The 15,784-nt window shown below is 65.4% G+C and carries 8 protein-coding genes; 4 read left to right on the top strand and 4 right to left on the bottom strand.

Annotation, left to right across the window (positions count from 1 at the left end; genetic code table 11):
• Nucleotides 1–100 precede the first annotated feature (100 nt).
• Together ACO06X_RS12390 and ACO06X_RS12385 are read left to right on the top strand one after the other, a co-directional pair.
• A complete protein-coding gene (locus ACO06X_RS12390; protein ID WP_421836567.1) occupies nt 101–961 on the top strand; it encodes a hypothetical protein in 861 nt (286 codons plus the stop codon).
• 76 nt (nt 962–1,037) lie between these two features.
• Nucleotides 1,038–2,354, top strand: coding sequence for a homoserine dehydrogenase (locus ACO06X_RS12385; protein ID WP_421836566.1), 1,317 nt, complete (start codon nt 1,038–1,040; stop codon nt 2,352–2,354).
• A gap of 47 nt (nt 2,355–2,401) precedes the next feature.
• Here ACO06X_RS12385 and ACO06X_RS12380 read toward each other — a convergent pair whose 3' ends face one another.
• Complete coding sequence (locus ACO06X_RS12380) at nt 2,402–2,827, bottom strand: hypothetical protein (protein ID WP_421836565.1); 426 nt, start codon at nt 2,825–2,827, stop codon at nt 2,402–2,404.
• Nucleotides 2,828–2,963: 136 nt separating this feature from the next.
• On the opposite strand from ACO06X_RS12380, the gene glpX reads away from it, so the two are divergent.
• On the top strand, nt 2,964–3,956 hold the full coding sequence (gene glpX, locus ACO06X_RS12375) for a class II fructose-bisphosphatase (RefSeq protein ID WP_421836564.1): 993 nt from the start codon (nt 2,964–2,966) through the stop codon (nt 3,954–3,956).
• 40 nt (nt 3,957–3,996) lie between these two features.
• A complete protein-coding gene (locus ACO06X_RS12370) occupies nt 3,997–5,142 on the top strand; it encodes a serine hydrolase domain-containing protein (RefSeq protein WP_421836563.1) in 1,146 nt (381 codons plus the stop codon).
• A 16-nt stretch (nt 5,143–5,158) separates the two neighbouring features.
• Here ACO06X_RS12370 and ACO06X_RS12365 read toward each other — a convergent pair whose 3' ends face one another.
• The 3 genes from ACO06X_RS12365 to rpoB form a co-directional block, all read right to left on the bottom strand.
• Entirely contained in the window at nt 5,159–6,973 is a 1,815-nt protein-coding gene (locus ACO06X_RS12365; protein WP_421836562.1) for a methyl-accepting chemotaxis protein, read from the bottom strand.
• A gap of 186 nt (nt 6,974–7,159) precedes the next feature.
• A complete protein-coding gene (gene rpoC, locus ACO06X_RS12360; protein ID WP_421836561.1) occupies nt 7,160–11,440 on the bottom strand; it encodes a DNA-directed RNA polymerase subunit beta' in 4,281 nt (1,426 codons plus the stop codon).
• An 82-nt stretch (nt 11,441–11,522) separates the two neighbouring features.
• A complete protein-coding gene (gene rpoB / locus ACO06X_RS12355; RefSeq protein WP_421836560.1) occupies nt 11,523–15,695 on the bottom strand; it encodes a DNA-directed RNA polymerase subunit beta in 4,173 nt (1,390 codons plus the stop codon).
• Between the last annotated feature and the right edge of the window lie 89 nt (nt 15,696–15,784).

Raw genomic sequence — 15,784 nt, 5'->3', positions numbered from 1 at the left:
CGTCTTGGCACCGCCGCCATCGCCTTTCGGCGCCAGCGATTCTAAGGATCCACGTATGCCCCGCACCAGATGCTCCCGCCGGAAACACGCTTCCCTCCCCATGTGGGCCCGGTTGCTCGCCGCCGCCGCGCTCGGCCTTGGCGACGCTGCGGCAAGCCACGGACAGGAAACAGCTTTGTCTGTCTCCATGGCGCCGGGGCTGGAGGCCGATCCGGACCTGACATACGCCGATCTTGTCGATCTCGCCCTGTCCGCACAGGTCGTGGCGCGTGCCGAAGTGCGCAAGGCCGTGCGGCTCAAGCCCGAGGAATCGCCAGGCCTGCCCGCAGGGCGCGTCCGTCTCTATGTGGAGGCCCGCACGCAGGCGCTGCTGATCGGCGAAAACCTGGGCGAATCGATCCGATTTCTTGCCGATGTCCCAATTGATGCGCGCGGCAAGCCGCCCAGACTGAGCAAGGCTCAAGTGCTGGTATTGGCCCGCCCTGTGCCCGACCGACCGGGCGAGCTCCAGCTTGTCGCACCCGATGCCATGCTGGTGCTCACCCCCGCGCGCGAGGCCACCTTGCGCGCGATTCTGACCGAGACCACGCGGCCTGATGCTCCGCCCGCGATCACCGCAGTGCGCGAGGCGCTGCATGTCGCCGGCAACCTCGCGGGCGAGGGAGAAACCCAGCTTTTCCTCGGTACCGCAACCGGCGCACCGGTCTCGATCTCGGTGCTCCGGCGCCCCGGCCAGCCGACGGCATGGGGCGTGAGCTTCACGGAAATCGTCGATTCGGCGGCGCACGCACCGCTTCCTGCGACGCTTGCGTGGTATCGGCTCGCCTGCGGGCTGCCCGGCCGACTGCCTGAACGCGCGAATATCTCCGCCACGCTGGCCGACCGGCGAACCGCTGCGGAAGACTATGCCCAGGTGCTGGCCGATCTCGGCCCCTGCACTCGCAAGCGCGCGGCACCCTGATCCACACTCACCACCGGCGGTTGCGAGGGCGGATCAGCTACCCTAAGGCGCACCATAAGATTTTACGGGGATCATCATGAGCGAACCTTTGCGCATCGCGCTGGCCGGTCTTGGCACCGTTGGCGGCGGCGTCATCCGCTTGCTTGAGGCCAATGCCGGCCTCATTGCGCGCCGTGCGGGCCGGCCGATCACGATCAGCGCAATCAGCGCGCGCAACCGCGGCAAGAACCGCGGCGTCGATCTCTCGTCTTACGCGTGGGAAGACGACATGGTGATCCTCGGCGAGCGGCCCGATGTCGACGTCGTCGTCGAGCTCGTCGGCGGCGCCGATGGTCCGGCGCTCGCCTTGGCCCGCACCACATTCGAAGCGGGCAAGGCGCTGGTGACCGCCAACAAGGCGATGGTCGCGCATCACGGGCTCGAACTCGCGACCAAGGCCGAGGCCGCGAAAGTCGCCTTCAAGTTCGAAGCGGCGGTGGCAGGCGGCATCCCGGTGATCAAGGCGCTCAAGGAAGGCGCTGCGGCCAACTACATCGACCGCATCTACGGGATCCTCAACGGCACCTGCAATTACATCCTCTCGACCATGGAGGACACCGGCCGCGATTTCGCCGATGTTCTGGCCGAAGCGCAGGCCAAGGGCTATGCCGAAAGCGACCCCACGTTCGATATCGACGGCATCGATGCGGCGCACAAGCTGGCGATTCTCTCCAGCATCGCCTTCGGCACGGCGGTGGATTTCAAGCCGGTTGCTGCCACCGGCATTCGCCGCGTGCTCGCCGCCGATATCGCGCAGGCCGATGCACTGGGCTACTATATCCGACTGATCGGCATGGCCGAAACCGCCGTCGACGAGGCTGGCCAGCGCAGGCTGTTCCAGCGGGTCCATCCGATGCTGGTCCACCGCGACCACCCGCTCGCCCATGTTGATGGCGCGACCAATGCGGTCGTGGCGGAAGGCAATTTCGTCGGCCGCCTGCTGTTCCAGGGCGCAGGCGCGGGCGACGGGCCGACCGCGAGCGCCGTGGTGGCCGATCTCATCGACATCGCGCGCGGCGATATCGGCGCGCCGTTCTCGATCCCGGCGGCAGAGCTCGAAATGGCCGCCCCGGCCGATAGCGGCCACCGCACCGGGAAGGCCTACCTCCGCTTCACCGTGGCCGATCGCCCAGGCGTGCTGGCCGAGATCACCGCCGCGATGCGCGATGCCGGGGTTTCGATCGAAAGCCTGATCCAGAAAGGCCGCGCGGGCGTGGGCAGCGCCGATCAGGTGCTCGTCGCCATGGTCACGCACGAAGGCCCCGAAAGCGCGATTGCCGAGGCGCTGCGCCTGCTCGAAGGTTCCCCCAGCCTCGGCGCACCGCCACTGGTGATGCATATCCTCGAGGATTGACCCGCCATGGCCGGAGCCTTGAATGATCGGGCGACCCCGAATCTGCCCTAAGGCGCCCGAATCTCCCCGCGCGCGATTCTGTCGGCATCCGAATCGGGCGGCGCTTCGGGCAGCTTGGTGATGTCGAAAAAGTACATCGGCGTCGGTGCCGAACCGAAGCCGATACAGCCCCTGCTGCAATCGCGCAGACCGCTGACATTGGGCGCGCGCGGCAGGCCGTCGTTGGTGGAGCGCGCCGAATCGAGCTGATCCCGCAGCGGCAAGCGCTCCTTCTCGTTCGCCTCACGGCCGCCGCAGACGACGATCGCGCCGTCCGGACCAGCTTTCTCGCATTTCTTGGGCTGGCCCGCCGTGAGCAAGCGCTGGGCGATCTGCGCATTGCTGTCAGTATCCCCCGATTCCGCTGGCGCAGCGGCACTTGCGGCAGGTGTTTGTGCCGCGTCTGCCGCCGGCGCCGATTGCGCACGGGCCATCCCCATTGCAAGGAACGACAGGTTTACGCATAGGAATGCGCGAAACGCGCGTCTGTATAGTATTCCGCGCCTCGACAACCCTGCATCCTCCCGTCTAGGGCAGGGCAGCTTCCGCCAACGAGCCTCAGGAGTCAACGTGACCGACATCCGACCCGCACCAGCCGCCTCGCAGGTACTTGACCGCGTCCTCGTCCTCGAGATGGTCCGCGTTACCGAGGCGGCCGCCATCGGGGCCTCGCGGCTGATCGGCCGGGGCGACGAGAAGGCCGCCGATGCCGCTGCGGTGGAAGCCATGCGCGCCGCGTTCAACGAACTCTACATGGACGGCACCGTGGTGATCGGTGAGGGTGAGCGCGACGAAGCGCCGATGCTCTACATCGGCGAAAAGGTCGGTGCCGCGCCCGGCAAGGGCCCGAAGATCGACATTGCGCTCGATCCGCTTGAAGGCACCACGATCACCGCCAAGGCCGGCCCGAACGCACTTGCCGTGCTCGCCGTCGCCGAAGAGGGCGGTCTGCTCAACGCGCCCGACGTCTACATGGAAAAGCTCGCGGTCGGTCCCGGCTATCCCGACGGCATCATCGATCTCAATCGCACGGCGGGCGAGAACGTGTGCGCCGTCGCCAAGGCCAAGGGCGTCGAACCCAGCGACATCATCGTCTGCGTGCTCGACCGGCCGCGCCATGCCGAACTCATCGCCGAATTGCGGGCGCTGGGTTGCGGCATCAGCCTGATCCCGGATGGTGACGTGGCGGGCGTGATCGCGGTGACCAACGAGGACACCGGCATCGATCTCTACATGGGCACCGGCGGCGCGCCCGAGGGCGTGCTTGCGGCAGCCGCGCTGCGGTGCGTCGGTGGGCAGTTCAAGGGCCGCCTGCTGTTCCGCAACGAGGACGAGAAGTCCCGCGCGCGCAAATGGGGCATCACGGACCTCAACAAGGTCTATGATCTCAAGGAACTCGCCAAGGGCGACTGCATCTTCGCCGCCACCGGCGTGACCGATGGTTCGCTGCTCGCGGGCGTCAAGATCAACAAGAGCGGGGTGATGACGACCGAAAGCGTCGTGATGCGCGCCAGCTCGGGCACGGTCCGCTGGGTCAAGGGCGAGCACCGCAAGCCGCGCTGATTGCCCCGCAGAAGGGCAGCACAACACGAGAGGACCGGACATGAAGGGCATCGCTGAATTCGAGGCCGCGGTAGCGGCTGCAAACCTGCCGGGCGCGGTGGCCCTGATCACCGACAGCAAGGACACCCGCTATGCCCGCGCCTTCGGGCAGGCGGATGCGGTAAACGGCGTGCCGATGCGCGAGGACACCCTGTTCCAGATCGCCTCGATGACCAAGGCGCTTACCAGCGTCGCGGTGCTGCAGCTGGTCGAACGCGGCAAGCTCGATCTCGACGCGCCGGTCGGGCCGACCCTCCCCGAACTTGCCGAGCCGCAAGTGCTGGACGGCTTCGATGCGGACGGCAAGCCGCTCCTGCGCCCGGCCGCGTCACCCGTAACGCTGCGCCACTTGCTGCTCCACACCTCCGGCTGCGGCTATACCTTCATGAACGCCGACCTGCTGCGCCATGCCATGGCCACCGGCAAGATGGCAGCAGGCAAGCGCGCCAGCCTCGACCTGCCGCTGATGTTCGATCCGGGCACGAACTGGCAGTACGGCGTCGGGATCGACTGGGCAGGCCTTGCCGTCGAAGCGGTGACCGGCATGACGCTCGGCGAATGGTTCGAGAAAGAGATCACCGGGCCGCTGGGCATGACCCAGACCCGCTTCCGCGGCGCCTGGGATGCCAACGAGGCGCAAGTCCATGTGCGCGAATCCGAAGGCGGCTTCAAGACGCAGGGCATGGTGCTCGGCGGCGGCGAGTATCACAACGGCGGCGGCGGCCTGTCCTCGACCGCCGGTGACTACGCCCGCTTCCTGCGCATGATCCTGCGCGGCGGCGAGCTCGACGGGGTTCGCGTGCTCTCTCCGCAAATGGCCCGAATCGCGCGCGAGGATGCTCTCCCCGCGCATCTCTCGGCGGGCGAGATGACCACCGCGATGCCGAGTTTTGCCAGCGCGTTCGACCCGCTTCCCGGCCAGCGCGGCGGCTGGACCCTGGGCGGATTCCTCGTCAACACCGAGACCGGCCCCGCTGGCCGTTCGCCGGGCAGCCTGCACTGGGCCGGCATCTTCAACTGCTACTACTGGATCGATACCGATCGCGATCTCGCCGGCGTCATCCTCGCGCAAGTCGCACCGTTCGCGGATCCGGGCGTGCTTGAGAGCTTTGCCGCGCTTGAACGGATGGCCTGCGAAAACGCTTGAGCGGGGCCTGATCCGGTCAGCTCGCCAGTGCGAGCGGCTGCGGAGCAGGCCGATTCTCGACAGCGGACTTGCGCCGTATCGCATCGGGCGCGGCAAGCGCCGCCGGCCGGCGCGCCACATCGCGCGTGCGGAAGGTGGCAACCAGTTCGTTGAGGCGGACGGCTTCGGCAGCAAGACTGCGTGTCGCCGCTGTGGATTGCTCGACCATTGCCGCGTTCTGCTGGGTCATCCGGTCCATTTCGCCCATCGCTGCATTGATCTGGCTGAGGTTGGCTGCCTGACGCGTCGCCGATCCGGCGATGTTGCCGGTCAGCGACCTGATCTCGCCGATTCGCCGCATGATCGCCTCGAGCCGGGTCCCGCTTTCGCGCACCAGCTCGACACCCGCGCCGACCTGCTCACCGCTGGCGGTGATCAGCGCCTTGATGCTCTGCGCCGCATCGGCACTGCGCTGAGCCAGCGCGCGCACTTCGGTGGCGACGACGGCAAAACCCTTGCCCGCCTCCCCGGCACGTGCGGCCTCGACCCCCGCATTGAGCGCGAGCAGGTTGGTCTGAAACGCGATCCCGTCGATCACGCTGATGATCTGGCCGATTTCCTGCGCGGAATGCTCGATCGCAGCCATGGCTTCGATCGCGCGGCGCACGACGTCGCCACCCTCGCCTGCCTCGCGGTCGGCCTGGGTAATCGTCTGGCTGACAGCCTGCGCCCCATTCGCGGTTTCGTGGACGATGCCGGTCACCGCGTCCATCGCCCGCGCTGTCTCGGCGATGCGCGCGGCTTGGGCTTCGTTGCGCTGCGCCAGATCTTGCGAGGCCGCGCCGATCTCGGAAATGCTGCCCTTCACGCTGGCCGTGCCGACCCGCACGATCCGCAGCGCTTCCGCCAATGAGGACACCGCCGCATTGTAGTTTTCGCGCAGCAATTCGTAGGCAGGGGGGAACGGCTCGTCCAACTGGTGCTCCAGATCCTTGGCCGCGAGCCGGGCCAGCCCGTTTGAAAGTGTGGTGACAACTGCCGCCTGCTCGGTGGAGGCCAGGCGGCGGCCTTCCTCGGCCTCGCGGAATACGTGCATGGCGCGGGCGACCATGCCGATTTCGTCTGCCCGCTCGATGCCTGCGATGACGATGCTCGTATCGCCGTCCGCCATGCGCTGCATCGTTGTCGCCGTCTCGACGAGCGGCAAGACCACCAGCTTTTGCGCGGCGCGTGCGCTCCACAGGATCAGCCCCAGCATCGCCAGCGCCAGTGCGGCCAGCCCGGACAGGGCGAGGCCGATTAGCCCGGCATTGGTGCGGGCAGTCTCGGCGCTGTAGGTCCGGCTGAGCGCCACGATGCTGCGCACCTGCTCGCGCTGCAGGCGATAGATCGGCGCGATGTCCATCGAAAACGCCTCGGCCATCGCAGCGCGATTGCCGCTCTTCACGGCGGGCAGGAACTTGCTGTCCATGATCTGCCAGAACCTCTCGGCAGCCGCGATCGTGTCATCGAGCGGTTGGCGCAGTTGCTCCGGGACTGGCGCAGTTTTCCAGTAAGTCTTGCGTGCTTCGAACTCGGCGTGCTCGTCCTTGAGCTCGCCGAGATAGGGACCCGCCCGGTCGGGATCGTGCACGATCAGCGCAGCATTGAGATAGGGCTCGACCACGAAGGCCGGGGGCGGCAGCACGTCCGCAAGAATTTCCGCCTGCAGCGCGCTGCCCTGGGTCATCGGGCCATCGGCGCGGATGGCGTAGACCACGGCCGAGGCGAGCGCGATGAGCGCGAGGAGCAGGCCGATGAGAAGCCGCGCGCCGCGGCGTGCCTTGTCGCTGAGCTTGATGCCGCTGAGCATGCCAGAGGACTCCTGTAGCAGATCGCCGGAGTGGGCGTCCGTCACGCGGTTCCTACTGGCCAAGCCCTTGCGACTACCCCCATTCCGGACCGATTTGAATACGTAGGCCTCGGACAACAAATCAAAAACCCCGCCGGCCGGGGCCGACGGGGTTTTCAACTTGGTCAGTCAGGTCAGGTCAGCCGATCAGGCCTCGCCATCCTTGATCAGGTAGTCACCCGCATCGGCGTCGAGACCGTGGGTCTCACCCTCGACCGCTGCCAGCGGATCGTTGCCGATCGCCGCTTCGGGGCCCTGGGCCAGCTCGGCGGCATGCTCTTCGGCCGCCGAATTGGGGGCGATGAGCGATTCCTGGAGCTTGCGATACGAAGCGCGCAGCGCGGCATCGCGGCTGGTGGCCGCAACGCGCAGGCGGTTCATGCCCGCGCCCGTGCCCGCCGGGATCAGGCGGCCCACGATCACGTTCTCCTTGAGGCCGATCAGCGAGTCCCGCTTGCCCTCGACCGCCGCCTGCGTGAGCACGCGGGTGGTTTCCTGGAACGAAGCCGCCGAGATGAACGAACGCGTCTGCAGCGAAGCCTTGGTGATGCCCAGCAGCACCGGCTTGCCTTCGGCCGGGCGCATGCCCGGCGCGAGCTTGACGTTGTATTCGTTCATTTCCTCAAGGTCGATCTGCTCGCCTGCCAGCAGCGTGGTGTCGCCACCATCGGTGATCTCGACCTTCTGCAGCATCTGGCGGACGATCACCTCGATGTGCTTGTCGTTGATCTTAACGCCCTGCAGACGATAGACTTCCTGGATTTCCGCCACGAGGTATTCGGCCAGAGCTTCGACGCCCATGACTTCCAGAATGTCGTGCGGGTTGGGCGAACCGCTGATGAGGTTGTCGCCCTTCTTGACCCAGTCGCCTTCCTGAACGTCGATCACCTTCGACTTGGGGATCAGGTACTCGACCGGATCGCCTTCCTCGGGGATGATCGCGATCTTGCGCTTGGCCTTGTAGTCGCGAACGAATTCGATGCGGCCCGAGATCTTCGCGATGATCGCGTTGTCCTTCGGGATGCGCGCTTCGAACAGCTCGGCCACGCGCGGCAGACCGCCGGTGATGTCGCGGGTCTTGGCAGCTTCGCGGCTGGCACGCGCCAGCACGTCACCCGCCTGAACCGTCTGGCCATCCTCGACCGAAAGCGTGGTACCCGGCGCCATCAGATAGCGCGCGGTTTCACCCGAATTCTCGTCAAGCAGGGTCAGGCGCGGACGGAGGTCTTCCTTCTTGGCCCGCCCGCCGGCGCGGTTCTCGGTCACGACGCGCTGGGCAATGCCGGTTGCTTCGTCGACCAGTTCGGTCAGCGTGCGGCCGTCGATCAGGTCCTGATAGCGCACCACACCCGGCTTGTCGGTAATCACCGGCAGGGTGAACGGATCCCATTCAGCCAGGCGTTCACCCAGCTTCACCGTAGCCCCGTTCTCGTGGATCAGGTGCGTACCATAAGGCACGCGGTGCATGGCGCGCTCGCGGCCCTCGTTGTCGAGCACCACAATCTCGCCGTTGCGGGCAAGGCTGAGGCGGCGACCACGCGAGTCGGTGATGGTCGGGATGTCGCGGTAGACCACGGTACCATCGCACAGCGATTCGAGGTTCGACTGCTCGTTCACCTGCGCCGCACCACCGATGTGGAACGTACGCATGGTGAGCTGCGTGCCCGGCTCGCCGATCGACTGCGCCGCGATGACGCCAACGGCTTCACCGATGTTCACCGGCGTACCGCGCGCAAGGTCGCGGCCGTAGCAGGTGCCGCAAACACCGACCTGCGCCGCGCAGATCAGCGGCGAACGGATGCGCGCGGACTGCGAGCCCGCAGCCTCGATCTTCGCGATCGCAGCCTCATCCAGCAGCGTGCCCTTGGGCATCAGCACTTCGCCGGTCTTCGCCTCGATCATGTCCTCGGCCAGCGTGCGGCCCAGGATACGTTCGCCAAGCGATGCGATCGTCGCACCACCCTGAACGATCGCGCGCATCTCGAGCGCCCGCTCGGTGCCGCAATCGTCGATGGTGACGACGCAGTCCTGCGAAACGTCGACCAGACGGCGCGTGAGGTAACCCGAGTTGGCGGTCTTCAGCGCGGTGTCCGCGAGGCCCTTGCGAGCGCCGTGGGTCGAGTTGAAGTACTCAAGGACGGTCAGGCCTTCCTTGAAGTTCGAGATGATCGGCGTCTCGATGATCTCGCCCGAAGGCTTGGCCATCAGGCCGCGCATACCGGCGAGCTGCTTCATCTGCGTCGGCGAACCACGCGCGCCGGAGTGGCTCATCATGTAGATCGAGTTGACCTGCGCCTCACGGCCCTGATCATCCAGCGGAGTGGCCTTGATCTCTTCCATCATGGCCGCGGCCACCTGATCGCCGCAACGGCTCCAGGCGTCGATCACCTTGTTGTACTTTTCCTGCTGGGTGATCAGGCCGTCCTGGTACTGCTGCTCGTAGTCGGCGACCAGTTCCTTGGTCTCACCCACCAGCGCGTCCTTGCTGTCGGGGATGATCATGTCGTCCTTGCCGAACGAGATGCCCGCCTTGAACGCGTTGCGGAAGCCCAGCGCCATGATCGCGTCGGCGAACAGCACCGTGTCCTTCTGGCCGGTGTGACGATAGACCTGATCGATGACGTCGGCGATTTCCTTCTTGGTGAGCAGGCGGTTGACCAGCTCGAAGGGAACCGTGCTGCTCTTGGGCAGGCATTCGCCGATGAGCATGCGGCCCGGCGTCGTGTTGTAACGCTTGAGGTACTGCTTGCCGTTCTCGTCGGTCTGCGGGACGCGCGCCACGATCTTGGTGTGCATGGTGACGGCACCGGCGAACAGCGCCTGATGCACTTCGGCCATATCGGCCATCATCATGCCTTCGCCCGGCTCGCCCTGACGGTCCATCGACAGATAATAGAGGCCCAGCACCATGTCCTGCGAAGGCACGATGATCGGCTTGCCGTTGGCGGGCGAGAGGATGTTGTTGGTCGACATCATCAGCACGCGCGCTTCAAGCTGGGCTTCCAGCGAAAGCGGGACGTGGACGGCCATCTGGTCACCATCGAAGTCGGCGTTGAATGCCGAGCAGACCAGCGGGTGCAGCTGGATCGCCTTACCTTCGATCAGCACGGGCTCGAACGCCTGAATGCCGAGACGGTGGAGCGTCGGCGCGCGGTTCAGCATCACCGGGTGCTCGCGGATCACTTCATCCAGGATGTCCCAGACTTCCTTGCGCTCCTTCTCGACCCACTTCTTGGCCTGCTTCAGGGTCATCGAGAGACCCTTGGCATCAAGGCGGGCGTAGATGAACGGCTTGAACAGTTCGAGCGCCATCTTCTTGGGCAGGCCGCACTGGTGCAGCTTGAGCTCGGGACCGGTCACGATCACCGAGCGGCCCGAATAGTCGACGCGCTTGCCCAGCAGGTTCTGGCGGAAGCGGCCCTGCTTGCCCTTGAGCATGTCGGACAGCGACTTCAGCGGACGCTTGTTGGCGCCAGTGATGATGCGGCCGCGGCGACCGTTGTCGAACAGTGCGTCAACCGCTTCCTGCAGCATGCGCTTTTCGTTGCGCACGATGATGTCCGGCGCGCGCAGTTCGATCAGGCGCTTCAGGCGGTTGTTGCGGTTGATGACGCGGCGATAGAGATCGTTGAGATCCGAGGTCGCGAAGCGGCCACCATCGAGCGGCACCAGCGGGCGCAGTTCGGGCGGAATGACCGGGATCACGTCGAGGATCATCCACTCCGGACGGTTGCCCGAATCGATGAACGATTCGACGACCTTGAGCCGCTTGATGATCTTCTTGGGCTTCAGCTCGCTCTTGGTGGTGGCGAGCTCCTCCAGCAGGTCCTTGCGTTCCTGCTCGAGGTCGAGGTCCATGAGCATCTGCTTGACCGCCTCGGCGCCGATCCCGGCGGAGAATGCGTCTTCGCCATATTCGTCCTGCGCGTCGAGCAGTTCGTCTTCGGTGAGCAACTGGTAGCGCTCGAGCGCGGTGATGCCCGGCTCGATCACGACATAGCTCTCGAAGTAAAGAATGCGCTCAAGCTGCTTGAGCTGCATGTCGAGCAGCAGGCCGATGCGCGAGGGCAGCGACTTCAGGAACCAGATGTGCGCGACCGGCGCGGCCAGCTCGATGTGGCCCATGCGCTCGCGGCGCACCTTGGTGACGGTGACTTCGACGCCGCACTTTTCGCAGACGACGCCCTTGTACTTCATGCGCTTGTACTTGCCGCACAGGCACTCGTAGTCCTTCACCGGACCGAAGATGCGCGCGCAGAACAGGCCGTCACGCTCGGGCTTGAACGTACGGTAGTTGATCGTTTCCGGCTTCTTGATCTCGCCGAAGGACCAGCTGCGGATGCGCTCGGGGCTCGCCAGACCGATCTGGATCTGGTCGAAAGTCTCGGGCTTGGCGATCTGGTTGGTGAACTTGGTAAGGTCGTTCATTCTTCATTCCTCACTTGGAGGGAAACTCTAAGCGCGATCAGTCGGTTGGCCGGCGGGCATGTGCCACACCGGCCCTGACTGCTTACTCCGCCGCGATCGCCACGCCGTCTTCGTCGACATCCACCGACGAAAGTTCGACGTTGAGACCCAGGCTGCGCATTTCCTTGACGAGCACGTTGAAGCTCTCGGGAATGCCGGCCTCGAAGGTGTCGTCACCCTTGACGATCGCTTCGTAGACCTTGGTGCGGCCGACCACGTCGTCGGACTTCACCGTGAGCATTTCCTGCAGCGTGTAGGCCGCGCCATAGGCCTGCAGCGCCCAGACCTCCATTTCGCCGAAGCGCTGGCCGCCGAACTGGGCCTTGCCGCCCAGCGGCTGCTGGGTGACGAGGCTGTAGGGCCCGATCGAACGCGCGTGGATCTTGTCGTCGACAAGGTGGTGGAGCTTGAGCACGTACTTCATGCCCACCGTGACCTTGCGGTCGAACGCCTCGCCGGTGCGGCCGTCATAGAGCGTCACCTGGCCCGATTCATCGAGCCCGGCGAGACGCAGCATGTCGGTCACGTCCTTCTCGACCGCACCGTCGAAGACCGGCGAACCCATCGGCACGCCCTGGCGAACCGACTGGGCAAGATCGACGATCTGCTCGTCGCTGCGTGCGGCAATCTCGGCGCTGTAGTTGTCGCCGTAGATCTCCGTCAGCAGTTCGCGCACCGCTTCCGGCGGAGCGCCGGCTTCGGGGTTCGGGTTGGCTTCGCGCCACGCGTCGAGCGCCGCACCGATCCGCTTGCCAAGGCCGCGCGCAGCCCAGCCAAGGTGCGTTTCGAAGATCTGCCCGACGTTCATGCGCGACGGCACGCCCAGCGGGTTGAGCACGAAATCGACCGGCGTACCGTCCTCGAGGAACGGCATGTCTTCCTGCGGCAGGATGCGGCTGATGATACCCTTGTTGCCGTGACGGCCGGCCATCTTGTCGCCCGGCTGCAGCTTGCGCTTCACCGCGACGAAGACCTTGACCATCTTGAGCACGCCCGGCGCCAGTTCGTCACCGCGCTCGAGCTTCTCCTTGCGATCCTCGAACTTCTCCTGGATCGCGCGGACGGCGGTGTCGTACTGCGCCTTGACCGCTTCCAGCTGCTGCTGGCGCGCATCGTCGGCGAGGGCGAACTTCCACCACTCGTGGCGCTCGACATCGGCGAGCACCTGCTCGGTGATCTCTTCGCCCTTCTTCACACCCTTGGGCGCTGCGGCCGAAACCTGGCCGACCAGCATTTCCCTGAGGCGGTTGAAGGTCGCCCGGTTGAGGATCGCGCGCTCGTCCTCGCGGTCCTTGGCGAGGCGTTCGATTTCCTCGTTCTGGATCGCGCGGGTACGGTCATCGATCTCGATGCCGTGACGGTTGAACACGCGCACATCGACGATCGTGCCCGAAACGCCCGGTGGCAGACGCAGCGAAGTGTCGCGCACGTCGCTGGCCTTTTCGCCGAAGATCGCGCGGAGCAGCTTCTCTTCCGGCGTCATCGGGCTCTCGCCCTTGGGCGTGATCTTGCCGACGAGAATGTCACCGGGGTGCACTTCGGCGCCGATGTAGACGATGCCCGCCTCATCGAGGTTGCGCAGGGCTTCCTCACCGACGTTCGGGATGTCGCGGGTGATGTCTTCGGGCCCGAGCTTGGTGTCGCGGGCCATGACTTCGAACTCCTCGATGTGGATCGAGGTGAAGACGTCTTCCTTCACGATGCGTTCGCTGATCAGGATCGAGTCTTCGTAGTTGTAGCCATTCCACGGCATGAACGCGACGAGCACGTTCCGGCCGAGCGCCAGCTCACCGAATTCGGTCGAGGGACCGTCGGCGATGATCATGCCCTTCTCGATCAGATCACCCACCTTCACCAGCGGACGCTGGTTGATGCAGGTCGACTGGTTCGAGCGTTCGAACTTCTGCAGGCGGTAGATGTCGACGCCCGACTGGCCGGGTTCGATATCGCCCGAAGCGCGGATCACGATACGGGTCGCGTCGACCTGATCGACCACACCCGAACGCAGCGCCGAAATCGCGGCGCCCGAATCGCGCGCCACGGTCTCTTCCATGCCGGTGCCCACGAACGGTGCGTCGGCCTTGACCAGCGGCACCGCCTGGCGCTGCATGTTCGAGCCCATCAGCGCGCGGTTGGCGTCGTCGTTTTCGAGGAACGGAATGAGCGAAGCCGCGACCGACACCAGCTGCTTGGGGCTGACGTCCATGAGCGTCACGTTCTCGCGCGGGCTCATCACGAATTCGCCGTTCTGCCGCGCTGAGACGAGCTCTTCCGCGAACGAACCGTCCGGGTTCAGCCCGGCCGAGGCCTGCGCCACGGTGTGCTTCTGCTCTTCCATCGCCGAGAGATAGACCACGTCGCCGGTGACCTTCTGGTCCACGACCTTGCGGTACGGCGTCTCGATGAAGCCGTACTTGTTGACGCGGGCGAAGGTGGAGAGCGAGTTGATCAGACCGATGTTCGGGCCTTCCGGCGTTTCGATCGGGCAGATGCGGCCATAGTGCGTCGGGTGAACGTCGCGCACTTCAAAGCCGGCGCGCTCGCGGGTCAGACCACCCGGCCCGAGCGCCGAAACGCGGCGCTTGTGGGTGACTTCCGAAAGCGGGTTGGTCTGGTCCATGAACTGCGAGAGCTGCGAGGAACCGAAGAACTCGCGCACCGCAGCCACGGCGGGCTTCGCGTTGATGAGGTCGTTCGGCATCACGGTCGATACGTCGACCGAGCTCATGCGCTCCTTCACCGCGCGTTCCATGCGCAGCAGGCCGACGCGGTACTGGTTTTCCAGCAGCTCGCCCACCGAACGGACGCGGCGGTTGCCGAGGTTGTCGATATCGTCAACCTCGCCCTTGCCGTCCTTGAGGTTCACCAGTTCCTTGACCACCGCCAGGATATCGTCGGTGCGCAGCGTGGTGACGGTGTCCGGGCAATCGAGGCTGAGACGCATGTTGAGCTTGACGCGGCCCACGGCCGAAAGGTCGTAGCGATCCGGATCGAAGAACAGGCCGTCGAACAGCGCTTCTGCGGTCTCGCGCGTCGGCGGCTCGCCGGGGCGCATCACGCGGTAGATGTCCGAAAGCGCCTGATCGCGGTCCTCGGCCTTGTCGGCCTTCATCGTGTTGCGGATCCACGGACCCGTGTTCACGTGGTCGATGTCGAGCAGTTCGAGTACGTCGACGCCGGCCTTGTCGAGCACTTCGAGGTTTTCGGGCGAGACTTCATCGCCCGCCTCGATCCAGATGCGGCCGGTGCTCTCGTCGATCATGTCCTTGGCGGCATAGCGGCCGAAGATTTCCTCGGTCGGAATCAGCAGGTTCTGCAAGCCGTCCTTGGCCGCCTTGTTGGCCGCACGCGGGCTGATCTTGGTGCCGGCGGGGAACACGACTTCACCCGAGGCGGCATCGACGATATCGAATGCCGGCTTCGTGCCGCGCCACTGGTCGAGCACGAAGGGCACCTTCCAGCCGCCCTCGGCACGCGCCCACACGACCTTGGAGTAGAAGAAGTCGAGGATCTGCTCGCCGTTGAGCCCGAGCGCATAGAGCAGCGCTGTCACCGGCAGCTTGCGCTTGCGGTCGATGCGGACGTTGACGATGTCCTTGGCGTCGAATTCGAAATCGAGCCACGAACCGCGATAGGGAATGACGCGCGCGGCAAACAGGTACTTGCCCGAGGAGTGCGTCTTGCCGCGGTCATGGTCGAACAGCACGCCCGGCGACCGGTGCATCTGGCTGACGATGACGCGCTCGGTCCCGTTGATGATGAAGGTGCCGTTATCGGTCATGAGCGGGATATCGCCCATGTAGACGTCCTGCTCCTTGATATCGATGAGGCTCTTGGTCTCGGTCTCGCTATCGACCTCGAAGGTCGCGAGCTTGAGCGTCACCTTCATCGGCGCAGCGTAGGTGATCCCGCGCTGGCGGCATTCGTTTACGTCGTACTTCGGCGCCTCGAGCACATAGCCGTCGCGCTCCTTGATATCGAGGCTGGCGGTGCCGGCGAAGTCCTGGATCGGGAAGACCGAGCGCAGCGTCTTTTCCAGACCCGAGACATAGCCCGTGGCCGGATCGGAGCGCAGGAACTGCTCGTAGCTTTCGCGCTGAACCTCGATCAGGTTCGGCATCTGCACCACTTCGTGGATGTCGCCGAAGATCTTGCGGATACGCTTCTTGAAACCGGCGCGTGCCGGCTTGGCCGAGGGGGATGCCTTGGTAGCCATGAAAGGTTCAGCCTCTTGTTTGTCACTCGTGCCGGCCGCAGCCCGGAAGGCTGGAAATCCGGCAAAAACCACACGCGGCGTGTGGTGCC

This window comes from Novosphingobium sp. (assembly GCF_965229225.1).
Lineage (GTDB): Bacteria > Pseudomonadota > Alphaproteobacteria > Sphingomonadales > Sphingomonadaceae > Novosphingobium.
Note: the sequence above shows the minus strand (reverse complement) of the source record. Positions and strands in the feature narration are given on the sequence as shown.